18 protein-coding genes and 2 tRNA genes are annotated in these 25,100 nt (G+C 42.7%); 12 read left to right on the top strand and 8 right to left on the bottom strand.

Features of this window, described 5'->3' with window-relative positions; translation table 11 throughout:
• Window positions 1-34: 34 nt before the first annotated feature.
• Both ACP2AF_RS09305 and sppA read right to left on the bottom strand, forming a co-directional pair.
• On the bottom strand, window positions 35-745 hold the full coding sequence (locus tag ACP2AF_RS09305; protein ID WP_425235896.1) for a queuosine precursor transporter: 711 nt from the start codon (window positions 743-745) through the stop codon (window positions 35-37).
• A 3-nt stretch (window positions 746-748) separates the two neighbouring features.
• Complete coding sequence (gene sppA / locus ACP2AF_RS09300) at window positions 749-2,509, bottom strand: signal peptide peptidase SppA (protein WP_425235895.1); 1,761 nt, start codon at window positions 2,507-2,509, stop codon at window positions 749-751.
• A gap of 69 nt (window positions 2,510-2,578) precedes the next feature.
• Here sppA and folK point away from each other — a divergent pair, with 69 nt between their 5' ends.
• Window positions 2,579-3,724: a 2-amino-4-hydroxy-6-hydroxymethyldihydropteridine diphosphokinase gene (gene folK / locus ACP2AF_RS09295; RefSeq protein WP_425235894.1), complete on the top strand. Its 1,146-nt coding sequence runs from the start codon at window positions 2,579-2,581 to the stop codon at window positions 3,722-3,724.
• A 107-nt stretch (window positions 3,725-3,831) separates the two neighbouring features.
• On the opposite strand, the gene ACP2AF_RS09290 is transcribed toward folK, so the two are convergent.
• Window positions 3,832-4,374 carry an RNA methyltransferase gene (locus ACP2AF_RS09290; RefSeq protein WP_425235893.1) on the bottom strand — a complete coding sequence of 181 codons (543 nt, stop codon included), beginning with the start codon at window positions 4,372-4,374 and terminating at the stop codon, window positions 3,832-3,834.
• Between the two features lie 241 nt (window positions 4,375-4,615).
• On the opposite strand from ACP2AF_RS09290, the gene mutS reads away from it, so the two are divergent.
• From mutS to ACP2AF_RS09235, 11 genes are all read left to right on the top strand, one after another.
• Complete coding sequence (mutS, locus tag ACP2AF_RS09285; RefSeq protein ID WP_425235892.1) at window positions 4,616-7,198, top strand: DNA mismatch repair protein MutS; 2,583 nt, start codon at window positions 4,616-4,618, stop codon at window positions 7,196-7,198.
• A gap of 143 nt (window positions 7,199-7,341) precedes the next feature.
• Window positions 7,342-7,414, top strand: a tRNA-Gly gene (locus ACP2AF_RS09280).
• A 72-nt stretch (window positions 7,415-7,486) separates the two neighbouring features.
• A tRNA-Leu gene (locus tag ACP2AF_RS09275) sits at window positions 7,487-7,571 on the top strand.
• A gap of 396 nt (window positions 7,572-7,967) precedes the next feature.
• The gene (locus ACP2AF_RS09270; protein ID WP_425235891.1) at window positions 7,968-8,666 is read left to right on the top strand and encodes an orotidine 5'-phosphate decarboxylase / HUMPS family protein; all 699 of its coding nucleotides are present in this window, start codon (window positions 7,968-7,970) and stop codon (window positions 8,664-8,666) included.
• Between the two features lie 15 nt (window positions 8,667-8,681).
• Window positions 8,682-9,710 (top strand): zinc-binding dehydrogenase, encoded by a 1,029-nt coding sequence (locus ACP2AF_RS09265; RefSeq protein WP_425235890.1) that lies wholly within the window; start codon window positions 8,682-8,684, stop codon window positions 9,708-9,710.
• Between the two features lie 3 nt (window positions 9,711-9,713).
• Window positions 9,714-10,493, top strand: coding sequence for an SDR family NAD(P)-dependent oxidoreductase (locus ACP2AF_RS09260; protein ID WP_425235889.1), 780 nt, complete (start codon window positions 9,714-9,716; stop codon window positions 10,491-10,493).
• Window positions 10,494-10,599: 106 nt separating this feature from the next.
• Window positions 10,600-11,460 (top strand): sugar phosphate isomerase/epimerase family protein, encoded by an 861-nt coding sequence (locus ACP2AF_RS09255; RefSeq protein WP_425235888.1) that lies wholly within the window; start codon window positions 10,600-10,602, stop codon window positions 11,458-11,460.
• A gap of 1,303 nt (window positions 11,461-12,763) precedes the next feature.
• Window positions 12,764-13,354 carry a DUF4202 domain-containing protein gene (locus ACP2AF_RS09250; RefSeq protein ID WP_425235887.1) on the top strand — a complete coding sequence of 197 codons (591 nt, stop codon included), beginning with the start codon at window positions 12,764-12,766 and terminating at the stop codon, window positions 13,352-13,354.
• Between the two features lie 52 nt (window positions 13,355-13,406).
• Window positions 13,407-13,985, top strand: coding sequence for a precorrin-2 dehydrogenase/sirohydrochlorin ferrochelatase family protein (locus ACP2AF_RS09245; RefSeq protein ID WP_425235886.1), 579 nt, complete (start codon window positions 13,407-13,409; stop codon window positions 13,983-13,985).
• A 216-nt stretch (window positions 13,986-14,201) separates the two neighbouring features.
• Window positions 14,202-14,837, top strand: coding sequence for a SanA/YdcF family protein (locus tag ACP2AF_RS09240; protein WP_425235885.1), 636 nt, complete (start codon window positions 14,202-14,204; stop codon window positions 14,835-14,837).
• A gap of 57 nt (window positions 14,838-14,894) precedes the next feature.
• Complete coding sequence (locus tag ACP2AF_RS09235; protein ID WP_425235884.1) at window positions 14,895-16,148, top strand: NRAMP family divalent metal transporter; 1,254 nt, start codon at window positions 14,895-14,897, stop codon at window positions 16,146-16,148.
• A 48-nt stretch (window positions 16,149-16,196) separates the two neighbouring features.
• On the opposite strand, the gene ACP2AF_RS09230 is transcribed toward ACP2AF_RS09235, so the two are convergent.
• The 5 genes from ACP2AF_RS09230 to ACP2AF_RS09210 all read right to left on the bottom strand — a co-directional run bounded on the left by ACP2AF_RS09230 (window position 16,197) and on the right by ACP2AF_RS09210 (window position 25,006).
• Window positions 16,197-18,131 (bottom strand): OmpA family protein, encoded by a 1,935-nt coding sequence (locus tag ACP2AF_RS09230; protein ID WP_425235883.1) that lies wholly within the window; start codon window positions 18,129-18,131, stop codon window positions 16,197-16,199.
• Between the two features lie 11 nt (window positions 18,132-18,142).
• The gene (locus ACP2AF_RS09225; RefSeq protein ID WP_425235882.1) at window positions 18,143-19,138 is read right to left on the bottom strand and encodes a PorP/SprF family type IX secretion system membrane protein; all 996 of its coding nucleotides are present in this window, start codon (window positions 19,136-19,138) and stop codon (window positions 18,143-18,145) included.
• Window positions 19,139-19,145: 7 nt separating this feature from the next.
• Window positions 19,146-23,246 (bottom strand): gliding motility-associated C-terminal domain-containing protein, encoded by a 4,101-nt coding sequence (locus ACP2AF_RS09220; RefSeq protein ID WP_425235881.1) that lies wholly within the window; start codon window positions 23,244-23,246, stop codon window positions 19,146-19,148.
• A gap of 245 nt (window positions 23,247-23,491) precedes the next feature.
• The gene (gene fabD / locus ACP2AF_RS09215; protein ID WP_425235880.1) at window positions 23,492-24,373 is read right to left on the bottom strand and encodes an ACP S-malonyltransferase; all 882 of its coding nucleotides are present in this window, start codon (window positions 24,371-24,373) and stop codon (window positions 23,492-23,494) included.
• Between the two features lie 120 nt (window positions 24,374-24,493).
• On the bottom strand, window positions 24,494-25,006 hold the full coding sequence (locus ACP2AF_RS09210) for a gamma carbonic anhydrase family protein (protein WP_425235879.1): 513 nt from the start codon (window positions 25,004-25,006) through the stop codon (window positions 24,494-24,496).
• Between the last annotated feature and the right edge of the window lie 94 nt (window positions 25,007-25,100).

Below are 25,100 nucleotides of genomic sequence, written 5' to 3'. Positions count from 1 at the left end.
ATTCTTCGATTAGAACTTAAAAAAGCGTTCTTTATTATGCTTCCAAGTCGATTTCCTCACCAATGGCAAGTTTAAATCGTCTTCTTAGAATATATACGAAGAAATAGAGAAAAGGGGTATCCAAAAATGCTATAAAAATCTTAAAAACAAATCCACTGATTACAAGCCCGTAAAAAAGGCTCCAAGGGAGTACGCCAAAAATGCACAATAGCCCTACTACCGTAAACGTGTCAATAAATTGTGAGAGAAAGGTAGAAAAGTTGTTCCGAAGCCATAAGTATTTTCCTTTGGTCAATTTTTTCCAAAAATGATAAATAGCGATATCCACATATTGAGCGGCAAGATAGGCCAGCATAGAAGCCAAAACCGCTACTGGAGAAAGAGCGAAGACCTTTTTAAAAAGGGCATCATCAATAGGGGAAGAAGCTATAGCGGGTACTGCATCGGAAATGTAAATGAATCCCATGGAAAAAAAGGAGGCAAAAATACCCGCAGTTACAATCTGGTTGGCTTTTTTCTTTCCAAAAATTTCGGAAATGAGATCGGTAATCAAAAAAGTAACGGGATACGGCAATACACCCACTGAAATTTCAAACAAGGGAGCTCCGAAAAGCTCTATCTTTCCGAAGGGATTCCAGTAGAAAAACTTTTGGAAAATCAGATTGGACACCACCAACGAGGTAATGAACAGTGCCCCCAGATAGAGATAGATCTGGTAGGCCAATTTCTTGTCCTTTTTGGTCATAAATTATTTAATATTGAGAATAAAAGGCATTCGAGCCTGAATACCTTTTCGCCCCATGGCGGTCTTTATCTGTTTTATAATATTATAGGCTTCAAGGCCAACTTCCTTTTCAATGATACTTTCACGGGTCTTTGAACTGGAACCACCCAAATCTTCCATGAAACGCTCAAAACCCGATTTGTATTTTGGGTATTTTTTAACGCCATAGCGATCTAGTTCAGCTAATTTAGCGACTTCGCCGATAGCATCTTCCAAGGTTCCCAGTTCATCCACCAAACCCAGTCGTTTGGCATCCACCCCACTCCATACCCTACCTTGGGCAAGGCTATCCGCCTGGGCCATTGAAATACCCCTACCTTGGGATACTCGCTGTAAAAAGGTGGTGTAGGTCTCCTCTATGCCTTCTTGTACTACTTTTCTAAAATTGTCCGTCATAGGTTCAAAAAGGGAGTAATCTATAGAGTTTTTGTTGGTCCCCACCTGTTCCGCGTTGATTCCGATATCCTCGGCCAATTGTTCGATGTTCGGAATTGTTCCGAATACACCAATGGATCCTGTTACTGTTGTGGGCTCCGCAAATATTTTATCCGCCCCTGCAGCTATATAGTAGCCTCCGGAAGCCGCCACATTTCCCATGGAGACAACGACCGGTTTTTTCGCTTTGGCCAGTTCAATTTCCCGCCAAATAATATCGGAAACCAAGGCACTACCTCCAGGAGAATTCACTCGGAGTACTATGGCTTTGATGGCATCGTCCTCACGTGCTTTTATAATAGCTTCGTTAATAATACCCTGTCCGATTACATCGGGGCCACCCTCACCATATATAATTTCACCCTGTGCGAAAACCACGGCTACTTTGTCCTTCCCGGTTGTTCTTATTTGGGCATTGGAATAGCTTATATAGTCATCCAAATGCACATAATTTAGGGTCTCACCGGTATCCCTACCAGAAGCGTTCCTAAGCTTTTCCTCGTATTGGTCAAAATATATGATGGAATCCACCAAACGGCTCCGTACTGCGTATTCCGGAGTCCTACCGCCCAAGGTATCCGCAATAACATTCAAATTTTCTTCAGGTATATTGCGTATCTCGGAGATTTCGGTTACCATGGAGTTCCACAACGATCCTAACAACTCCTTGATCTGGGTTCGGTTGGCATCGCTCATTTCATTGGACAAAAATGGTTCCACCGCACTTTTGTATTTTCCATGTCGTATTACTTCCATTTTCACCCCTGTCTTCTCCTGAAAATCCTTAAAGTATAATACTTCAGAAGACAACCCCTTGAAATCCATTCCGCCGACAGGATTCAAAAAAATTGAATCGGCCACACTTGCCAAATAATAATCTTTTTGCGTAAAGTAATCCGAATAAGCATAGATGAATTTGCCGCTTTCACGAAATTTAGAGAGTGCCTTGCGGATTGCCTGGGTTTGCGCCAGTCCGGCCGTGATAAAGTTATTGCTGATACTTATGCCTTTGATGTTAGCATCTTCCCGGGCGGTTTCAATGGCCTGTAGAATGTCGTCCAGCCCTTGGGAATCCTCAAAAATTCCAGCAAACGGATCCATGGCATTCGTGCCCACATAATCATTTACCGGACGTTGTATTTGAAGTTCCAAAATGGAATTTTCCTTAATATTAGGGGTATCCTCTATGTTGCTTACCAGACTTAGGAATACCATGAATATCACCATGATGATTCCAAAGGCGACCATACATCCCAGTATCGCGGCCAACAGATTTCTTAAAAATTTCACGCAACGCTTTGTTAGAATTCTTTCCAAAGATAACCAAAGTGATTTTGTTTTACTTATTTTGTTCGATCTATGGAGGCAACAAATCTGATATATCTTTCCATTGGCAGCAATCTGGGAAATCGATTTTTGAATATCCAAGAGGCTCTATTTCACATTCACGAGGAAATTGGTGAAGTCACTGCCATTTCCTGTATTTACGAATCCGCGTCATGGGGTTTTGAAGGAGATGATTTTTATAATATCTGTATATCCATTAGGACTGCCCTACCACCGCTGGACATTCTAAATTGTCTGTTGTCCATTGAGAAGCGATTAGGGAGAACACGCCGAAACGGAAAGGAGTACACATCCAGAACAGTGGACATCGATGTTTTATATTACGAAAACGAGATAATCAATACGGACCAACTCACCATCCCCCATCCAAAATTACATGAACGTCGTTTTGTTCTAAGGCCATTGGCAGATATTGCACCACAATATTACCATCCCCTTCTGAAGAAGGATACCCGCAATCTCCTGCAGGAATGTAAAGATCGGAATACTCCCAAAAAGACCGATCACACCTTGTTTCCCTCTCGGGAAGCACTTTTTTCAAGTGTCCAGTTTATTGCCATTGAAGGAAATATTGGTGCTGGAAAAACTACTTTGGCCAAAAGAATGGCAACTGAATTTAATGGTAAACTGGTCTTGGAAAGGTTTGCAGAAAATCCTTTTTTGCCCAATTTTTATGAAGACCAAAGTCGCTATGCCTTTCCTTTGGAGATGTCATTTTTAGCGGACCGATACCAACAATTTATGGATGACACCTCTCAGTACGACCTTTTCAAGAGTTTTATGATAAGTGATTATGATATTTTTAAGTCGTTGATCTTTGCACAGGTCACACTGCAAAAAGAAGAGTTTGAGCTGTACCGAAAAATTTTTGGTTTTATGTACAAGGAAGTGAAAAAACCGCAGATCTACGTGTATTTGTACCAAACTACGGAACGTCTATTGGAGAATATTAAGAAGCGGGGGCGGGATTACGAACGGAATATCGGTCCAGAATATCTTGAAAAGATCAATAGGGGTTATTTTGATTTTTTAAAAAGCTACCCGAAGGATAATTGCCTGACCATAGATATTAGTCAAATGGATTTTGTGGAGGATCGGGATGATTACAAAACTGTGGTACGGACTATCCAAAACTTTGCACTTCATCAATTCAATTAACACAATTTTGGCAAATTTCTTGCACAATACCTATGGATTTACGTTATTGCACCCTCAATTGAGCAACTAACTAACTCAAACTATATATTTCTGCCCTAGCATTTTTGTTAGGGCATTTTTATTTTATGCAGTTTTGACCAAAGATCCCAGACGACGACGCCTACACTTACCGCAATATTTAAAGAGTGTTTTGTGCCATGTTGCGGGATTTCCAATACACCATCACAAAGATCCAACACTTCCTGGGAAACCCCCTTTACCTCGTTGCCAAAAACCAAAGCGTACTGTTTATCGGCATCTATGGAGAATTGGTTCAGCATTGTAGCATGTTCCACCTGTTCAACGGCCATAACGCAAAAATCCCGAGCTTTAAGCCCATGTACCAACTCCACCGTATTTTTATGATATGCCCAGGATACACTCTCCGTTGCGCCCAAGGCCGTTTTATGGATATCCTTGTGTGGTGGAACCGCTGTAATACCACATAAATGGATTTTTTCGATCAAAAAGGCATCCGCGGTCCGAAATACCGAACCAATATTGTTAAGACTTCTGATATTATCGAGAACAATGGTTATAGGGGATTTAGGCGTCCTTTTGAATGTTATCACATCCAAACGTTCCAATTCCTCGTTTCTAAGTTTACGCATTTTTGGGTATTGGGATTCTATATTTCAGGTTAAACCATCAAGATTCATCCTTTGGTTCCATGGTACGCTAGCCCAAAGGAATTTGAGTCATATGTTGTATGGGAAAACTTATCCATAAATATCAACATCCATTTTCAATGATTCGTAAAATCGGTACATTCGTTCGAGTCATTTTTTGTAAAAATAAACGTTTAAAATCGCTTTGCGCAACACATCAAAAATAAAAAAGGTCACTCCCTTGATGAAGCAATACAACACCATCAAGACGAAATATCCCGATGCCCTGTTGTTGTTTCGTGTCGGTGATTTTTACGAAACCTTTGGCGAGGATGCGGTAAAAGCCTCCCAAATTTTGGGTATAATCTTAACACATCGGAACAATGGCGGTGACCGTACGGAACTCGCCGGCTTTCCCCATCACTCTTTGAACACCTATCTTCCTAAATTGGTAAAGGCCGGACAACGCGTTGCCATTTGCGATCAACTGGAAGATCCGAAAATGACAAAGACCATAGTAAAGCGGGGCGTTACCGAATTGGTAACTCCAGGGGTGGCCATGAACGATGATATCCTCCATGCAAAAACTAACAATTTTTTGTGTGCCGTTCACTTTGGAAGTAAGCTATTGGGGGTCTCCTTTGTGGACATTTCCACGGGAGAGTTCCTTACGGCCCAGGGAGATGAGGAACAAATCGATAAATTATTACAAAATTTTGGGCCCAATGAGGTATTGGTTTCCAAGGCACATAAAAAAGAGTTCTCCGAAGTTTTTGGTACCAATTATCATTCATTTTATATAGAGGATTGGGTGTTCCAAGACGACTATGCCCTGGAAATGCTCAATTCCCATTTTAAGACGACCACACTTAAGGGATTTGGCGTGGATCACCTTACTTACGGTATTGTGGCATCTGGTGTGGTGTTACATTATCTCTCCGAGACCCAACATAGACAATTGCAACACATTACTGCCCTGAAACGCATTGCGGAAGAGGAGCATGTTTGGATGGATCGTTTCACCATTAAAAATCTAGAACTTTACCATTCGGTCAATGCCGAAGCGGTTACGCTTTTAGATATTATAGATAGAACCCTATCCCCAATGGGCGGACGAATGCTAAAACGCTGGCTGGCCTTACCCCTGAAAAATATAGAAAAAATAAGAAGGCGGCACCAGGTAATTGCATATTTATCCCAGCATGAGGATATCCTTCAAAAACTTCAGCATCATATTAAGCAAATGGGCGATTTGGAGCGACTCATTTCCAAAGTGGCCACGGGCAGAATCCATCCCAAGGAGACGATCCAGCTCAAAAATTCATTGGAATCCGTTATCCCAATACAACAATTAGCTGTACAAAGTAACAACCCTTCCCTACAATCCATTGGAGATCAATTGCACTCCTGCGATATGCTTAGAACACGAATCAAGGAAATGCTCCATGAAGAGGCCCCTATGAACATACAGAAGGGCAACACGGTAGCCAAAGGGTATTCTGAAGAATTGGACCAGCTGCGGGAACTTGCGTATTCCGGTAAGGAGTACTTGGACAAAATGTTGGAACGGGAAACCGAACGTACGGGTATAAGCTCGCTCAAAATAGCCTCCAACAACGTATTCGGTTATTATATTGAGGTACGGAATACCCATAGGGACAAGGTGCCCGATGAATGGATCCGAAAACAGACCTTGGTCAGTGCGGAACGATACATTACAGAGGAACTTAAGGAATACGAAGCAAAAATATTGGGAGCCGAGGAACGCATCCTAAGCTTGGAGCAACAGTTATTCTCCCAACTTGTAGTTTGGATGCAGGAATATATTGCACCTGTTCAGAACAATGCCCATCAAATTGCCCAATTGGACTGTCTTTGTGGGTTTACGCAATTGGCACGGGAAAATTCCTATGTACAACCTTTGATCAACGATTCTACCGAGATTGAAATCAAAAATGGGAGACATCCTGTTATTGAAAAACAATTGCCCTTAGGGGAAGCCTATATTGCCAACGATGTATTGTTGAATCGGGAAAATCAACAGATTATTATGATTACCGGGCCCAATATGAGTGGTAAATCGGCTATTTTAAGGCAGACCGCATTGATTGTGCTCCTTGCTCAAATAGGAAGTTTTGTACCTGCGGAAGATGCAAAAATTGGTGTCGTGGACAAAATTTTTACAAGGGTGGGCGCCAGTGACAATATTTCCATGGGTGAATCTACCTTTATGGTGGAGATGAACGAGACCGCCTCTATTTTGAACAACCTTTCCGAACGGAGCCTTGTGCTCTTGGACGAGATAGGGCGAGGAACCAGTACCTATGACGGGATTTCCATCGCCTGGGCCATTTCGGAGTATCTGCACGAACACCCCGCCAGGGCCAAGACCCTTTTTGCCACGCACTATCATGAGCTCAATGAAATGGCCGTGACTTTTGAGCGCATCAAAAACTACAATGTTTCTGTGAAAGAGCTAAAGGACAAGGTCCTTTTTCTTCGGAAATTAACCCCCGGGGGCAGTGAGCATAGCTTTGGCATCCATGTGGCAAAAATGGCCGGAATCCCGCAACAAGTTATCCATAAGGCCCATAAAATCTTGAAGAAGTTGGAAAAATCTCATTCCAGCGAAGAACTGACCCATAAACTGCAATCCGTTCAGAATGAAATGCAATTAAGTTTCTTTAACCTGGATGATCCGCTCTTGGAAGAGATTAAGGAAGAGATTACCCATTTGGACATCAATACCCTTACGCCGGTAGAGGCCCTCATGAAATTGAATGAAATAAAACGTTTGCTGACCAAGAACCAAAAAGTGAGCTCGTAAAGGCATCAAACCTTTCAGGTCTAGGAGACCAGACAAGTTTTTCAATTAAATTTCTTTGCCTTTTACCGAATTGTCTTAAATTTGCACCTGCCTTACGATAGGCAGGCACGCGCAATAGTTTTGTACTACGTTCTTAATGATCTGCGAAAATAGCTCAGTTGGTAGAGCGCCACCTTGCCAAGGTGGAGGTCGCGGGTTCGAATCCCGTTTTTCGCTCGACTTCGACTCCGCTCAGTCACCAAGGGTGGAGTTTTTTTTTAATTGAAGTAAAAATTATAGTTAAGTCCTGCTCGAGTGGTGGAATTGGTAGACACGTTGGACTTAAAATCCAATGGCCATTATGGCCGTGCGGGTTCAAGTCCCGCCTCGAGTACAACGAGAAAACCCTGACCAAAGTGTCAGGGTTTTTTATGGAACGTAATGACATAAAAACGGGACTTGTGACCTCTGCCGCCGAATGGCGGTACCCGCCTCGAGTACGAATAAGTAAAAAAACCAAAGCTTTTGCCTTGGTTTTTTTATGAAACAAAATGAGTCAAGTTTACTTGAGTGAAATTTTGTGAAATAAAATCAATTCGTTTGAATTGATTTTTTACTTTCAACGCGTTCGAACTGGGACTCGCTAAGACCCGGAAGGCCGGGCAATTCCCGCCTCGAGTACTAATAAGACCAAGCCTCTTTTGTTCCTCAAGTAATAGTTTCTTAACACTTCACTTTACCCTACCGTCCTTGCTCCTAAATTTCTATATTTATAGAATAATCTTTTTGTATGCGACCTGTTGTTCAAATATCCCTAGACCTTACCCATATTGATGAAGCCCTGGAAACCGCAGCAATGGCCCTGCGTGCCGGAGTGGATTGGTTGGAGGCCGGTACTCCCCTACTTTTGGCAGAAGGCCTACACGGCGTAAAAAAACTAAGGGCCGCCTTCCCGGAGGTTCCCATTGTAGCCGATTTGAAAACCATGGATGGGGGGTACCTGGAAACTGAAATGATGGCCAAAGCCGGCGCCACCCATGTGGTGGTGATGGCCCGTGCCCATGAAGAGACCATTAAAGTGGTGGTACAGGCCGGGAAGGATTTTAATGTAAAGGTAATGGGCGACAATTTGGGTTGCCCGGATATGGTGGAGGGAGCCAAACAACTGGAAGGGCTTGGTTGTGACTATATCATTCACCACATAGGGTACGATGAAAGAAGAGGGATAGCCGCAGCGGGACTGCCCATGCCAAGTCCATTGGATGAATTACAAAAGATAGTAGCCGCCGTAAATGTGCCCGTACAGGCCGTAGGCGGACTTTCCCTGGAACAGGCCATTCAATGCCCGGAATATGGTGCTCCTATGGTCGTTCTTGGCGCCCCATTAACCATAGATGCCGATGCCTTCAAAACGGCAGAGGGTGACCTTGAAGGTTCACTTCGACTTATTTGTGAAAAAATCCACGGATATGGGCAAATTTCCAACTAAAAGAAACGTGTATTTATGAAATCCGCCGCAGTAGTTAATTTTGCACCGGAAAAAGGTAGTGTTGAGATACGGGAAATTTCAAAACCTACCATTGGGGAAGATGATGTTTTGCTAAAAGTGTCCCATGTTGGGGTATGTGGTAGTGATCTACACCAATGGACGGCAGATCACAGCTGGCCGGTAAACTACCCCGTAGTATTGGGCCATGAATTTGGAGGGCATATCATTGAATTAGGAAGTCGTGTTAAAGACTGGAAAGAAGGGGATAGCGTAGTCAGCGAAACCGCGGCTATCATAAACCCGAATAGCCCCCTCTCCCGACAAGGGCTGTATAATCTAGATCCGGATAGAAAAGGTTTTGGCTATGGTGTGAACGGGGCCATGACGCAATTTGTACGTGTACCGGCAAGATGCCTGCATAGGGTTCCTAAAGACCTTCCCTTTGAGCATGCTTGTTTAACAGAGCCCTGCTCAGTGGCCTACAACGCGGTTATCGTAAATTCGAATATTGGCCCAGGAGATCGCGTTATTGTCCTAGGTCCGGGTACCATAGGTATCCTTTGTGCCGCCATGGCCAATTTATGTGGTGCCGAAGTGGCCGTGGTCGGCTTGGAATCCGATAAAGAACGCCTAAAAACTGCGCTACAATACAATTGCCATACGATAATCGGAGATGCTTTGGAGTGGTCAAAAAAGAAAGATGGATTGGGTGTTGATTGTGTGGTCGATGCGGCCGGCGTGAGCCAGACCCTGCAGGTTGCCCTTCAATTGGTTCGCCCGAACGGCCAAATTACAAAAGTAGGTTGGGGGCCACAACCCCTTAATTTTTCATTAGACCCTTTGGTTCAAAAAAATATACGATTGCAAGGTAGTTTTAGCCATAACTGGCCTATCTGGGAAAAAGTACTATCCTTACTGCAATCAGGTCGCCTTGATGTAAAACCAATTATTGGTGGAATTTGGGGCGTGGAGGAGTGGCATGACGCCTTTACGGCCATGCATTCCGGAAAAGTGATAAAAAGTATTCTACAACCGAATTCATAAATCATGCGATTAGAAAACAAAGTTATTATAGTTACCGGAGGGTATACAGGAATTGGAAATGCCATTGTCAGCGCTTGCCTTAGGGAAGGGGCCCGTTTAGTGGTCAATGGTCTGAGGGAAGAAAAGGCCGAACAGCTTATCAACGAATTGGGCACTGAAAATCTGGTGGCGCATACCCAGGATGTTACGGAGGAAACAGCTCCCGAACAACTTGTAAAAGTCGCCATTGATACCTTTGGCAAGGTGGATGCCGTGGTCAATAATGCTGCCATCATCAAGCCTTCCGATATCACAACTACGGACATGGACTTTCTAAAGCGTATGTTAGCGGTGAATACCTTGGCTCCTTTTGCGATCATACAGACGGCCCTACCCCATCTGGAAAAGACCAAGGGCTGCGTATTGAACATAGGTTCCATAAATGCGTGGAGCGGCGAACCTAGCCTCTTGGCTTACAGCATTTCCAAGGGAGCCCTAATGACCATGACTCGAAATCTAGGGGATGCCCTGTTCCGGGAAAATGGGGTCCGTGTAAATCAGATCAATCCAGGGTGGGTTTTAACGGAAAATGAATTGGCCAATCAAAAAGCGGCGGGAAAGCAGGAGGGTTGGCATAAAGAACTTCCAGAACTATTTTCGCCCGCAAATAGATTACTCAAACCAGAGGAGATAGCAGCTGCGGCCGTCTTTTTACTTTCCGATGAGTGCGGTCCCGTTAGCGCTCAGGTCATTGAACTGGAACAATACCCCATGATAGGTCGAAATATAACAAAAGCCTGGTAGGCCCGTATAAAGGATAGATATTTGAAGGCAGTAGAAAACCAGTAATTTAAAATCATCTAAAAGCCCTTATAATTTGCCAAAATTAGCCGTTTTTCCAAAAGCATTTATGCAGGCCCTTTGCAAAGATGGAACCATGAAGGTTTCCGAATGGATCCAATTGGCCAACAATCTTGATGTTCATGGCCTGGAATGGTATGCCGGTTTTTTAGAGATGGGAAACAAAGCCAACTGGCCCTTATTCAGAAAGCAGGTAGAAGACTGTAAAAAAAGCATCCCCATGCTCTGTTGTTCCCCGGATTTTACCCATCCCGATGCCTCCTTCCGGCAAATGGAAATTCAAAAGCAATTGCATTGGATAGAAATGACCCATGCGCTGGGCGGATCGTATTGCAGGGTATTATCCGGTCAACGGCGGCCCAATCTGGGGATTCACCAAGGCGTAAACCTCGCGGCTGAATGTATTGAGGCCTGTTTGCCCAAAGCCGAGGAATTGGGTGTAACTCTAATTTTAGAGAATCACTACAAGGACGATTTTTGGGAATATCCGGAATTTGCACAGCAAATGGATGTGTTCTGTACCCTAGTAGATAAAATAAATCATCCCTACTTTGGTGTAAATTATGATCCTAGCAATACATTTCTCGCTGGAGAAGACCCTTTGGAATTGTTATATAGGGTATCCGATAGGGTGGTTACCATGCATGCCAGCGATCGCTATCTTATTCAAGGAACCCTGGAAGATCTAAGAAAAGAGGAAAACGATTCCGTAGGCTATGCCAAGCGATTGCGCCATGGAGAAATTGGTCAAGGCCTTAATGATTATGATGCCATTTTTACCGAATTAAAGCGCGTGGGTTTTGACGGGTGGATAAGTATTGAGGACGGCGTTGACGGTATGGATCAACTAGAACGCAGCGTTCTGTTCTTAAGAAAAAAAATAAAAAAGTACTGGCAAGAATTTAATTAGTGCCCCATTGAAATGGTTTTGTCGATCGTCTGTTCCTAGAATAGTTATATAAGGATATCACGCCAGGAGGCCTATCTTCGAATCTTCGCGATATCATTTGTTTCCCAACTTTCCTTGAAGCGATACTCTTCAATTGCAAGTGCCCTTCTTCCATTGTTTTTTGGAATTCTCCGAAACCGAATCCGCTTTTTGGCTAATTATCCCAAATAAAAAATCAAGCTTGAATTAAAAAAAAAATGAGGTTTAGTGTAACTTTTTTAAAATGCCATGGTCTTTAATTCAAACGACAAGAAATAAAAAGTTCCTTTAACATTCTGATTTTTAAATATTTATACTTGAATCGAGTTTTATTTCGAACGAAACAAATGTTAAAGAATATATAAAATAGTACCTTTTTATGCATAGTACTGTAACAAAAAATATTTTGCGTCGTCTATTAGTCAGAAGTCAATTAAAAAACAACATAGAAAACTATTAAAAACTAGAAATTATGAAAGCATCATTTACAAAGACAGCAACAGAATCAAAAACAGGACAGTACTTTTCTTCCTTCAGTGGAAGCAAAAGAGCACAGTGGGCACAGTACAGAAACTTCAACCGCTAATACAGATTTAAAAAACAACAACATCAACAACATAAAAAACTAGAAATCATGAAAGCATCATTTACAAGAACGGCAACGGAATCAAAAACAGGACAATATTTTTCTTCTTTCAGTGGAAGTAAAAGAGCAAAGTGGGCACAGTACAGAAACTTCAATCGCTAATACAGATTTAAAACAACAACAACATAAAAAAACTAGAAATCATGAAAGCATCATTTACAAAAACGGCAACGGAATCAAAAACAGGACAATACTTCTCAACCTTTAGCAGTAGCAAGAGGGCACAATGGGCACAGTATAGAAATTTCAACCGCTAATCCCAATTAGGTGGAGGCACATCATCATTTAACGAACAATATCATGGAAACATTCATCAATCAATCAGCCATGGAATCCGGAAGGCTTGCTTTTCTATCCAACATACAAGACAGTAAACGGATCCGAAGATCAGATCAGACCTATTGCCTTCACTAAAAGGTCTGCCTAAACATGGAAAGGAAAGGGGATACACTTCATCAATGTATCCCCTTCTTTATGTTTAATATATAAATCCTATTATATTTTTGAGCTGCATATGCTATAGGAAAATTGGGGTAACCCTACCTCAAATTCTAAATACTTCCGTAAAAAAGTATCCCAACTGTCAATTGAAGGGCAACCGGTGTGGTCTTTTTGTATCTTCGAACAAAATGTATAGATATGTCCGACCTAGGCAAATTATCGAAAGCTTTTCGACTATTTGATAAGGCCAACAGCGAAGATCCGAATAAAGAAGAGCATTTGGGAAAAACCTACCCGAGGGAATTGCTGTATGCCATCCGTATGACCGAAAAGCTGAACGGTTTTGCACCGAACGCTTCAGAGGCATTACAACTTACCGCTCGTTGCCAGCATATCCGACGCTGGGAAATCCCTAGGAATTCCTATCCCATGGATCGTATCGGATATTTGAAATGGCGACAGGAATTGAAGAAGTTTCACGTTCAAAAAGCCTCAGAAATTCTGAAAGAAGTGGGCTATGGAGCGGATAGTATTGAGAAGGTTTCCTTTCTTCTGGAAAAGAAACAACTCAAAAAAAATGAGGACACCCAAACTTTGGAAGATGTTATTTGTTTGGTGTTTTTGGAGTTTTACCTTGAACCCTTCTCCGAAAAACACCCCAAAGAAAAGAGCTTGGAAATTCTCCGGAAAACCTGGCGTAAAATGTCCGAAAAAGGACAGAAAGCCGCATTACGCTTACCACTTTCCAAAAGGGCCTATGAATTGGTTAACAAAGCCATTAAAGAATGAAAACAAAATTGTTATCGAAAATTATGTGCCTGAAACCCTAAAGCAGTATTAAATGGAACGAAATGAACTCTATCCCATATTCCTAAAGGTATCGCAACTTAACGTCCTTATTGTAGGAGGTGGCAATGTAGCCTTGGAAAAACTTACTTTTTTGTTAAAGTCGAGCCCAAGCGCCCAAGTTAAAATGGTCTCCAAAATGTTCAGGGAGGATACCATTGCATTGGCCAAGGAATTTGATGTGGAAATGATTGAAGCCGCCTATGACCACAGTTACTTGGAAGGTAAGCACATAGTGGTAGCCACTACGGATAATGTTTCCGTGAACGAACTGGTTTACCATGACTGCAGAAAACGGAGTATTCTGGTCAATGTAGCGGATAATCCTCCGTTCTGTGATTTTTATATGGGCGGTATTGTGACCAAAGGCAATGTAAAAGTGGCTATTTCAACCAATGGGAAATCACCTACTACAGCCAAGCGCTTACGTCAGTTTTTTGAGGACGTTATTCCCGACAACATTGATGATCTGGTCAAAAACCTAAACGAGTTCCGGAAAACCATTAAAGGGGATTTTGAGGAAAAAGTGGAAACTTTAAACGAGTTCACCAAGGGATTGGTCAATAAAAAATAAGCGTACAAAATAGGAATTGGTATCTAGAACATTCCTTTGCGCTATCCATTGCCGAACTGAGGAGAGCATCTTTTGGAAAAGAGGCCATGTTGAGAAAAAGGTAATCCAATAGTCCAACCCTTACTTCAGGGTATATTTTGATTGGGCTTTCGTATTATTTACTACCTAAATTTCCTTCAATTCCTTACCTTTACGTACCATTCCCCCCTACCCAAGATGAAAAGAAAATACCTTAAGTTCTTTATTTTGCTTGTTTCACTTCCATTACTGCTCATTGTGTTGTGCAACTTTATCATACATACATCAGCAGAAGAAAAAACATTCTCAAATGTAGATGAGATTCCTAAAAACCGCGTAGGATTGGTACTGGGAACGTCTAAAAAACTTATCAATGGGGAGGCAAATCCGTATTATACCTTTAGGGTGGCTGCAACGGTAAGGCTTTTTAAAGCAGGTAAAATCGATTATATACTTGTAAGTGGGGACAATGCTACCATTTATTACAACGAGCCTTCTACCATAAAAAAGGACCTTGTAAAACATGGTGTTCCCAAAGAAAGAATCTTTTTGGACTATGCCGGTTTCCGAACCCTAGATTCAATGGTCCGGGCAAAAGTAGTTTTTGGATTGGATAGCGTAACGGTAATTTCGCAAAAATTTCATAATGAGCGGGCCATTTTTCTAGCAGAAAAAAAAGGGCTTGGGGCCATTGGTTATAATGCTCGGGACATTACCGGCCAACAGGGTTTTAAGGTACAGTTTCGCGAATATTTTGCTAGGGTCAAGGTCTTTCTTGATCTTTTGTTCAATACCCAACCCAAATTCTATGGAGAGCCCATAGAGATAAAATAATACATTTCTTGGTTTAATCCAAAATACCTTATTTTAGGCCCAACTAACCCCTAAGCTATGTCAAAAATCAAGACGCTTTTGAGAAACCTCGGACCGGGTCTCTTGTTCGCCAGTATGGCTATTGGCACCTCGCATTTGGTACTTTCCACCAAAGCAGGGGCCCAATATGGTTGGGCCATGATTATTCCCATTGTATTGGCCAATGTGTTCAAGTATCCTTTTTTTGAGTTTGGTGTACGCTATACCAATGTCACCAATAAAACCCTTATAGAAGGTTATCTGAACCGTGGTAGGGGATATTTATGGTTCTATGCCTTTATTACATTAATAACAACATTTACGATCTTGGCGGCCCTATATACGGTGACCGCAGGTCTTTTCATTAATCTTTTCAAGGTTTCGGGCGTTTCGGTTGGCATGGTGGCTTTGGGACTATTTGCATTTATAAGTTCCTTGTTGATTGTTGGCCGTTATAAGTTCTTAGAGGTTTCCCTGAAATTTGTAGTATCAATTTTATTCATTGCCTTAATCGTAACCACTGCTCTTGTGGTTTTTAAGGGACAAGTGACGGAAGTAGAGGATTTTACTCCACCTCCAATTTTTAACGAAATCGGGATTTTGTTCTTAATAAGCCTAATGGGATGGATGCCAACCACCGTAGAAGCGTCTAGTTGGGTAAGCCTATGGAGCATCGAAAAATGGAAAGGACAGCACGGGAAACCTTCTTTAAAGGAGTCATTGCAGGAGTTTAATACCGGCTATTTTATGACGGCGCTGTTGGCCATCTTTTTCCTGGTAATCGGGTGGATGACACTTTATGGGACCCAAACCGAACTTAGCGGAAATGCAATAACCTTTGCTGATCAAGTAGTACAATTATTCACTACCCATATTGGACCTTGGGCTTATATATTTATTGCCATTTCGGCTTTCGCAACCATGTTCAGCACTTGTATGACGGCACATGATGCCGTTACCCGTGTAGCTTTGGACATTATGGACTTATTGAATCCGCGAGTTAAATTGACCGGAAAAAAAGGTTATTTCGCATTGGGCGTTCTTGTTCTGGCTGCTGTCAATTTTGCGGTAATCGCCACTTTTAGTGCAAACATGGGAGAGTTGGTCGCCTTGGCAACCTTTGTATCCTTTGTAGTAGCCCCAATTATAGGATATATGAATCTCAAAAACGTTATGAGTGAAGAAATTCCGGAAACTCATCGCCCTAAAAAAGCACTCCGAATCCTTACTTATCTGGGAATTGTTTTTCTATCCCTTTTTTCTCTCCTCTATTTTTGGATGATTGTTTTTTAATACAGCCCCATTCTCAAATTATACCTATAGAAAGGGTTTTGCAAACTTTTATTCCAGTTCCGCATAGTTTTCAATCACAATCAGTGTGCGCAAATTTTGATTGTGTAAAAAATCCAGACAATAGACCCCGTCCGTACAGTTGTTGAGTATTTTTTCCTCCCCAAAACCTTCAACAGATAAAATATTGGCCGCTGGCACCCCTTTTCCCAAAAGATAGTTTTGGACTGCCTCCGCACGTTGGGTGGATAGCCTTTTATTGGCATATTTACTTCCACGACTATCCGTATGGGATTCAATTCGAAGACGCATTTTAGGAAATTTTTGTGCAACCACTATGGCTTTATCTAGTTCGGCCATAATATCCGGAGAAAGATTGCTGGCTCCCCTGGCAAAAAGAAAGTCTTTTAGTTTTAAAACGGTCTTGTCCTCTTTTTCGGTCACCACACTTTCCAGGTACAGCAATTCAATACCCAAAGGATTTTCTTGAATCTCTGCTAAGCCCTTTTCGTCATATTTCGCCTTAAACTCGGAATATCTGTCTTTGCCAACTTCCAAATGTACAACATCTCTCCAAGGAAGCTCTACTTGAAACTTGCCTTCTTCATCAGTATATACTTCCTTGATCAAGTTTTCATTTCCGTCCAAAATTTTTACGGATGCCTTTTCGATTTCCTGTCTTTGCCCAATTTCGGCAACACTTCCACGTAAAATCAAGGTTTTTAATCCCGGAACACGATTAATTTTAAATCCATAGATATCATCACCTCCCTTACCACCTTTACGATTGGATGAAAAATATCCAGAATAACCGCCAAAAACGTTTTCTTCAATTATGAAACCGAAATCATCAGAGGGGGAGTTAATGCTACTTCCCAAATTAACAGGGATAGTAAAGGTTCCATCTGGCTGAATATTGCTTTTATAGATGTCCATTCCGCCCAAGCCATAAAAGACATCCGAGGAAAAGTATAAGCTTCCTTCAAAAATATAGGGCGCTATTTCATTTCCAGCCGTATTAACACGAGGACCCAAGTTAAAGGGTTCAGACATAATTTGTCCATTATTCGTATTTACATAGTAAATATCAGTACCTCCCAGACTATCCTCAAAATTTGCCGCAAAATAAATCCTATTGGTCGAATCCTGAAAAAATGGATAGTAGAACGATGTACTCAAATCCTTTAAGAGAAATCTAAAAAACCCATTGGGGTATACCATACCCAGGGCCAGTGAATTTTTGCCGTTCTCATCAAAGGCAAGTCTATCATCCTCTGTATTGGAAAGGATATAAAAAAATCGATCTATGCTTTCCGAATAATAAGGGGTTGCCTTGTGATATTTGGAGTCCGGTATAGTCGCAAAGGTATTGGCATTAAGCACATCTCCGTTGGATCCAACCCTACCTACATAAATATCCAAAAAGGAATCTCCCGAGGGCTCATATATCTTTTTTGATTTTTGTGGCCGCGAACTACTAAAGAGCAATCTATCCTTATAAAATGAAGGTGAGAAATCGGCCTGAGGGCTATTTATCTCTAGATTGAAAATTTGAAAGTCCTTATCCGATTCAGATTCAGCCTTGAGCAGTTCGGAATTGAAGTCCATATTTTCCATTAACTCTATAGGAAGCATTTCCTTTTTTGTGTCCAAAAACGCATTTAGTCGGTCCTTCTCCGAGTTTTTGACCATACTCTGTAACATCTTGTTAAATTGATGAACGGACATTATGGTGTCCTTGGCATTGACCTGCAAATACAGTTTGGAAGCATTTTTATAATCTCCGGTATGAAAATAGGAATCGGCAAGATTTAAAAACTGATGGTTGGTCATCAATTTTCCGTTCCGCATCTGTTTTTGGTAGGCCTCAATCGCATTTGCATAGGAATAACTGTAGAACAACTTGTCCGCCTTTGTCATTTTTTCCTGAGCCAGGCCAACGGTAGATACTACCCAAAAGGCCAACAATAAAAGTCGTGTTCTCATAGGAATATCATTTAAAAAAACCTTGGTGTATCAATTTGTTTTGGTTGGTCTTTAATATCCGGTTTCTCATCTTTTGAACGCCCCTTGCCCTTACCTAAATAAAACTTAAGAATAATTTCATGGGAACCATTATTGAATTCCCCGAGTAAATTGGTGTTATAGTCGTAAGAATATCCGATAAAGGTGCTACTTGAAACTTGGAACCCGGCCAATCCGCTAATGGCATTATCTATACGATAGGAAGCTCCTGCCGTAAACCTATCGTTAATTAAAAAATTTGCAGAGATATTCGTGTTCAAAGGTGCCCCACTTACATAATTTAATAAAAAGGCCGGCTTAAACTTTAAGGTCTCCGATAGGTCAAAGACATATCCCCCAATAATATTCAAATGTATGTTGTCCTCCACAATGGCGGCGACATCTTCATCATAAATTCCATCAGTTAGAAAGTTAGGTATGGAGAGCCCAAAATACCAAACATCCTCACTGTACAAAAACAATCCCGCCCCAATGGTGGGGTAAAAATTGTTGAGGGGACTACGATTCAATATTGGTTCTCCAGGGTTTTCAAATGTTCCTTTAGAGAAATCAACATCCAAAAAACCTCCACCAACATCCATCCCAAACGATAACATAGTATTATAGGTAACGTTAAATTGGTACGAATAAGAGAGATCAACGTAAGTTTGGGTTACGGGTCCCAATTGATCGTTAACTACATTAAACCCAAGACCGTGTTTCTTGTTTTCAAATGGAAAATTGACCCCAAAGCGAATGGTTCTTGGCGATCCGGGAATATCCAACCACTGCGCGCGATACAATCCAATAATCTCAGGGTTTTCCACGGTACCCACATATGCGGGGTTAAAGCTGCCAATATTGTACATATATTGTGTATACTGGGGCTCCTTCTGGGCTTCACCCCTATATGTATTGCATAGAGCAACAAGTGCAAGGAAAAAATAAATGTATTTATATGGTGGTGATATACCTATGTTGTATGCCATTGAAACGTTATCTAATAAGCTGAATCCAGCCTTTTCTTGGTTGGGAACCGTCCCCAAGATCTAATATGTAAAAATACGTGCCATCCGGCGCTTGCTCATTCTTCCAAGTCCCATCCCAAACATTGTCATCCTGCATATTACTTGTAGCGAACACTTGATTCCCATAACGATTAAATACCTCCAAAGAAGTATTGGTAAAGGTTCCGATATCCCTTATTGTCAAGAAATCATTGGTGCCATCCCCATTGGGCGAAAACTGGTTGAACACAAATCCTGGATCAGCTTCGGTAGGTAAGCTAACCGTAACCGTGGCCGTGGCCTGGTTATTGCCCGGATTACCATCCGCCGGGGAAGATCTTAAAATAGTTGCGGTATTCGCAAAAGTACCCACAACTGAAAGTATGGTTCCCGTAATCTCAAGAGTAGCCTCCTGCCCCCTTTGCAAGCTCGGAATTTGCCATATCCCAGTGTCGGTATTGTATGTCCCAATATCGGCACTAGCTGAAATATTATCTATCCGGCCATCCGGACCTGAAGGCAAAATATCCTCCACCTCTATATTGGAAATTACATCACCCTCAGTAGATTCATTGGTAACAATCAATACGAATGTTATTTCTTGTCCCACCAAAGGATATATGTTAACGGAATTTGAACCATTTCCGATTCGTGCCAGTTTTTGCATGACCAAATCTATTCCTTCAGGGAGGTCAATGTTCAAAGTAACGGTGGCGCTATTATTGGCCGTAGTTTCATCCAAAGGAAAGGAATCCAAAAGTTCCGCGGTATTGGTATAGGGCCCTCCTTCCAAAACATTGGCAATGATGGTAAGGGTGGCCTGCTCGGACGCGGCCAGTGCCGGGATGGTCCAATCCCCGGTATTTTCATCATACGTGCCTACCGAAGGTTCATCGGAAACAAATTCAAAGCCCATCTCCAAAAGATCTCCTATCAAAATACCACTGGCATCCCGATCGGATAAATTGGTTACCGTAATCGTAAATGTTACTTGACTGCCGATAACGGCATTTGCATTGTCCACAACTTTCGTAATCTCTAAATCTATTGGGGTTGGATTACAATTGGGATGGTCCGGATCGGGATCACAGGGATCATCGGGATCAGAACCGTTGGCCTCTTCATCCAAATCTGAAATATCATCCATGTCAAAATCGCACTGGCCGTTTTGTCTGGATGGAACACATGGATTGTCGTTTGCGGGATCCAATTGATCTACAACACCATCCAAATCGCTGTCTAGAACATTGGAGTCCAGGGCATCGATAATACCGTCGTCATCCTCGTCCAACGGATTTTGGACATCGTTCCCCACTTCCTCACCGTCGTCAATTCCGTCACCATCCGTATCCGCATTATTTGGGTCCGTTCCTAGAGCGGCTTCTTCACCACCCAATAAGCCATCACCGTCTACATCCGTATCACAACTGCTTACAGAAATGGTCACCGTGGAAGATTCGTTCACACAGGGTGCCTGGGCCCCTGTAGTGGTATAGGTAAACACATAATCGCCATCCGGTTGACCTTCAAAATCGATTACATTAATTCCGTCTACAATGGTTCCGCCAGCAGGTTGTGAAGTCACCGTCCATTCACCGGCATCTTCCCCGGTCAATTGATCTGCCAAATCTAGGGTGGTACTGCCAAAAGCCGCATCGTTACATGAAGATCCATTGGTTGCAATACCGGGGGAAACTTCAGGTACAACGGTAGCGATTACTTCTTGTCTCGGTGATGAAACACAACCATCCGCCGTAGCTTCTACATAATAGGTGGTTGTTGCGCTTAAATCCGGCATAACGGTAGATCCCGAAAAAAGGGCCGCACCACCTGTAGGCACAGTATACCAATTAAAGGTCGGGGGTTGGCTCTGTCCCGGAACGTTTCCAGTTACCTGTAGTTCCACAGGTCCTGGACCGCAACGTTCACCATCTGTGGTTGATGTGATAACCGGAATGGGCCGTAATGCCAACGTCACTTCCAAAAACGGGCTGGCACAACTATTGACATCATCCCAGTAAAAACCAAAGTAAGATCCCCCGTTAGACACGTTTATAGCACTTGATAACAGGTGGGCCGCTTCATCCGAAGTATCGGAAACGGTACTCCATCGCAATTCAGTCCCCACCGGTCCGCTACCCGTAACAAAATCATCCAAATCCAATACAATACTATCCCCACAATAATCCGTATCCGGGGCACTAGGATTTAGGGTCGGTGCCAAGTTTCCAGCGGTACAAGGGTCGCAATCAATAACAGTAATGGTTACATCAACAGACTCGTTGGTACATGGAACTACGGCATTATCGGTAGTATAGGTATACACATAGGTGCCCAGTGGTTCGCCTTCAAAATCCACCCGATTGCCTCCTCCAGGGTTAATAGTGGCAGGACCCGAAGTAAATGCCCAATCCCCAGAATCATTATTTTCTATCAAATCGTCCAAATCTATCTCCGTCTCTCCAAAATTATCATCAGTACAAGCGTTGGCGTTGGTAGTATTCCCTGCTGATGGCTGATCGCTTACCGTGGCGACAACAGCACTTCTTGCAGAGGTACAACCGTTTAGGGTAGCCTCTACATAATAGGTGGTTGTCGTTGTTATACTAGGCGTTGAAAAACTCGTCCCCGTACCAATGCTCGTACCGCCGGTGGGTACCGCATACCAGCTTAGGGTCCCAGTACTAGCAGTAGCGCCCAATGTTACCACTCCGGGGCCACATCTGGAATCAGGGGTGGTGCCCGTGATAACCGGAATGGGATCGACTGTAGCTATTACCGCTGTTCTGGTGGAAGTACAGCCATTTAGGGAGGCCTCTACATAATACGTTGTAGTCGTGGTTATATTTGGAGTCACAAAACTTGTACCTGTTCCGATACTTGAACCTCCCGTCGATGCAGCGAACCAGCTTAGAGTGCCAGCACTAGCGGTGGCACTCAATGTAAGTGTTCCCGGACCACATCTGGAATCCTCAGTTGTATCTGTAATCGAAGGCGTTGTACCAAAGGTAAGTGTTACGGATGATGTCGGACTAAAACAAACGTTGGCAGCATCCCAATAGACCGCGTAATAGGTGTCCGAAACTGTTACGGACGGATTGGCAGCCAACAAATCTCCTGCACCGGCTGGATTCGGATTGGTACTCCAGCGTAATTCAGCTCCTGTGGGCGCACTTCCCGCGCTTCCTTGCACAAAATCATCCAAACTTTCCCCAGTGGAATCACAAAACTCGGTCGGATTGCCTCCCAATATGGTGGGTGCGGTAAATCCCGCAAAACAGTCATCGTCTTGAATGGTAATATCTACGCGATCATTGACCAAATCAATAGGAAAAAGTGTTGTATTACTTGTATTATCCATTCGGATACGAGCAATTTCAGGTTGTTCGATGTCCGTATCGTCCAAAACATCTAAAGTCAACGTAGCGGTCTGTTGTCCATCAATGATATCGATCGAAGCTGGAAAAGTAGCAAAATCCACACCTTCCGTGGCCGTACTTGCACCTCCTACCTCAAAAAATATGGTGATTGCCCCACCGGTACCGTTGACACCGCCTAAAGTAATGGTATATTCCCCGTCGTTGGAAGGTTCCGCTGCATCCCCATCGGAAACCGAAATGCTAACCAAACCTTGATCATCATCGATGATACTTGCCACTGCACTATTGTCCGTTAAGCTTATGGTTCCTTCGGAAACGGTTTGCAGCGCCACCGTTAAGGTTTCATCACCTTCAATAAGCAAATCGGCAATACTCGCAATGTTAATATCAATTGAAGTGGCAATAATACTTCCCGGAAATAGAATGGATGTACTGGCAGGTGGTGTGTAGTCGACGCCTGAAGCAGCCGTATCACCAATATCACCAACCGAAAAAGTTACAGTGATATCATTACCGTTAAGGGAGGCACCACGTGTAAATCTGAATGTAGCTGTTGTACTTCCATCTTCGTTCGCATCACCAATCGCAGTAACGGAAAACTCCTGGGAATACGCTACAATACCCAAAAACAAGAATAGAAAAGACAACCAAAGGTCTTTGAGGGCATGGGCGTTTTTGGATGGGGTGTCCATAGTTTTTTTCTTTTTCACTTTTTACTTGTTTACACCTCAACCCAAAAAACAGTTAAGGTGTAGTTTGCCGACGCCGTTTTGACTTGTACAAATCATCGGCACAACTAACAGATATTGAATTCCAAGAATTCAAATTCAAGTGGGGTCGGTAGGTTATCCAAAATGGGCTCAATATTACTAAAAAAATAATCCAGTCCTTAAATTAAAAGATTAAATAGGTGTTTTTCGGATGAAATACCGAATTCAATGGCAAACTTGAACTATTACGTTTCAGCAGCGAAGGTTTCCACATCCGGTGCAATTTTCTTTATTAACCCTTGCAATACCTTTCCAGGACCTACTTCTATAAATTTGGAAGTGCCGTCCTTGGACATATTCCGTATGCTCTGGGTCCACTTTACCGGGGCCGTTAATTGAGCAATCAAATTTTTCTTGATTTCCGATGGATGACTAACTGCAGTAGTGCTTACATTCTGGTAAATGGGGCATCTTGGATCACTAAACGTAGTCTCTTCAATGGCTGCCGCCAACTCCTCCCCTGCGGGTTCCATCAATGGGGAATGAAATGCCCCACCAACAGGTAACGCCATGGCCCTTCTAGCACCAGCTTCCTTTAGTTTTACACAAGCTTCATTTATAGCATCCACTTCCCCCGAAATGACCAACTGACCTGGGCAATTGTAATTTGCAGGAACTACAATACCGGAAATCTCCGCGCATGTCTTTTCCACCGCTGCATCGTCCAACCCCAATACCACGGCCATGGTTCCCGGTTTTAGCTCACAGGCCTTTTGCATGGCCATAGCCCTACGGGAGACCAGTTGAACCCCGTTTTCAAAACTTAAGGTACCATTGGCCACCAAAGCTGAGAATTCGCCTAGTGAATGTCCTGCAACGCTATCAGGTTTAAAATCGTCGCCCATAACCTTGCTCAAAATGACCGAATGTAAAAAGATGGCGGGCTGGGTTACCTTGGTCTGTTTTAAGTCTTCCGCAGTACCTTCGAACATAATATCGGTAATGGAAAAACCAAGAATATCATTGGCCTGTGCAAACATCTCTTGGGCAATGGGATATTTTTCATAAAGATCTAAGCCCATTCCCACAAATTGAGCCCCCTGACCTGGAAATACGTGTGCGTTCATAATTTATGTTTTGACCCCACAAATATAGGAATTAAAGATTGTCGGTTAATTTGGATTATCTCTTTTTTGGATTACCATCCAGGAGTTTACCCGTACCCTCTAAACAGGACTGTTGACATGCTATTTGAACCAACTTGAATACTTTACGTAGGCGTTGGCAATCCTATCTATTTCCCCAGAACTTAATTCAGGGCTTATGTCCTTGATTTTTTTGGCCGGCATGCCCGCGAAGACACTTCCGGAAGGTACATGGGTCCCCTTGGTAACAACCGCGCCGGCGGCAATGATACTATTACTTTCCACTATGCAATCGTCCATGATAATACTCCCCATCCCTACCAATACATTGTCCTTAATAGTACACCCGTGAACAATGGCATTATGGCCAATGGAGACATTATTGCCTATGGTAGTAGGCGATTTTTGATAGGTACAATGGATGACTGCACCGTCCTGAACGTTTACCTTGTCCCCCATTTTTATGTAGTGAACGTCCCCACGAACCACTGTATTGAACCAAATGCTGCAAAGATCGCCCATATGTACTTCGCCAACTATGACCGCATTTTCTGCAATAAAGCAATCCTTTCCTATCTGTGGGGTTTTTCCATTAATGGTCTTTATAATTGGCATGATTCGGTGTTAAGTGTTTGGTGTTTGGTGTTTGGTGTTTGGTGTTTGGTGTTTGGTGTTTGGTGTTTGGTGTTTGGTGTTTGGTGTTTGGTGT

Origin of the sequence: Ulvibacterium sp. (genome assembly GCF_965248315.1) — a bacterium.
GTDB lineage: Bacteria > Bacteroidota > Bacteroidia > Flavobacteriales > Flavobacteriaceae > Ulvibacterium.
The sequence above is the reverse complement of the archived record's forward strand: the minus strand, read 5'-3'. Positions and strand labels throughout refer to the sequence as shown.

Excerpts from the sequence above, each read along its gene's own strand:
- ACP2AF_RS09270 (WP_425235891.1), top strand. The coding sequence starts at position 7,968 with ATGCGACCTGTTGTTCAAATATCCCTAGACCTTACCCATATTGATGAA.
- ACP2AF_RS09305 (WP_425235896.1), bottom strand. The coding sequence starts at position 745 with ATGACCAAAAAGGACAAGAAATTGGCCTACCAGATCTATCTCTATCTG.
- fabD (WP_425235880.1), bottom strand. The coding sequence starts at position 24,373 with ATGAACGCACACGTATTTCCAGGTCAGGGGGCTCAATTTGTGGGAATG.
- ACP2AF_RS09290 (WP_425235893.1), bottom strand. The coding sequence starts at position 4,374 with ATGCGTAAACTTAGAAACGAGGAATTGGAACGTTTGGATGTGATAACA.
- ACP2AF_RS09240 (WP_425235885.1), top strand. The coding sequence starts at position 14,202 with ATGAAAAGAAAATACCTTAAGTTCTTTATTTTGCTTGTTTCACTTCCA.
- ACP2AF_RS09235 (WP_425235884.1), top strand. The coding sequence starts at position 14,895 with ATGTCAAAAATCAAGACGCTTTTGAGAAACCTCGGACCGGGTCTCTTG.
- ACP2AF_RS09245 (WP_425235886.1), top strand. The coding sequence starts at position 13,407 with ATGGAACGAAATGAACTCTATCCCATATTCCTAAAGGTATCGCAACTT.
- mutS (WP_425235892.1), top strand. The coding sequence starts at position 4,616 with ATGAAGCAATACAACACCATCAAGACGAAATATCCCGATGCCCTGTTG.
- ACP2AF_RS09210 (WP_425235879.1), bottom strand. The coding sequence starts at position 25,006 with ATGCCAATTATAAAGACCATTAATGGAAAAACCCCACAGATAGGAAAG.
- ACP2AF_RS09265 (WP_425235890.1), top strand. The coding sequence starts at position 8,682 with ATGAAATCCGCCGCAGTAGTTAATTTTGCACCGGAAAAAGGTAGTGTT.
- ACP2AF_RS09225 (WP_425235882.1), bottom strand. The coding sequence starts at position 19,138 with ATGGCATACAACATAGGTATATCACCACCATATAAATACATTTATTTT.
- ACP2AF_RS09230 (WP_425235883.1), bottom strand. The coding sequence starts at position 18,131 with ATGAGAACACGACTTTTATTGTTGGCCTTTTGGGTAGTATCTACCGTT.
- folK (WP_425235894.1), top strand. The coding sequence starts at position 2,579 with ATGGAGGCAACAAATCTGATATATCTTTCCATTGGCAGCAATCTGGGA.
- ACP2AF_RS09255 (WP_425235888.1), top strand. The coding sequence starts at position 10,600 with ATGCAGGCCCTTTGCAAAGATGGAACCATGAAGGTTTCCGAATGGATC.
- ACP2AF_RS09260 (WP_425235889.1), top strand. The coding sequence starts at position 9,714 with ATGCGATTAGAAAACAAAGTTATTATAGTTACCGGAGGGTATACAGGA.
- ACP2AF_RS09250 (WP_425235887.1), top strand. The coding sequence starts at position 12,764 with ATGTCCGACCTAGGCAAATTATCGAAAGCTTTTCGACTATTTGATAAG.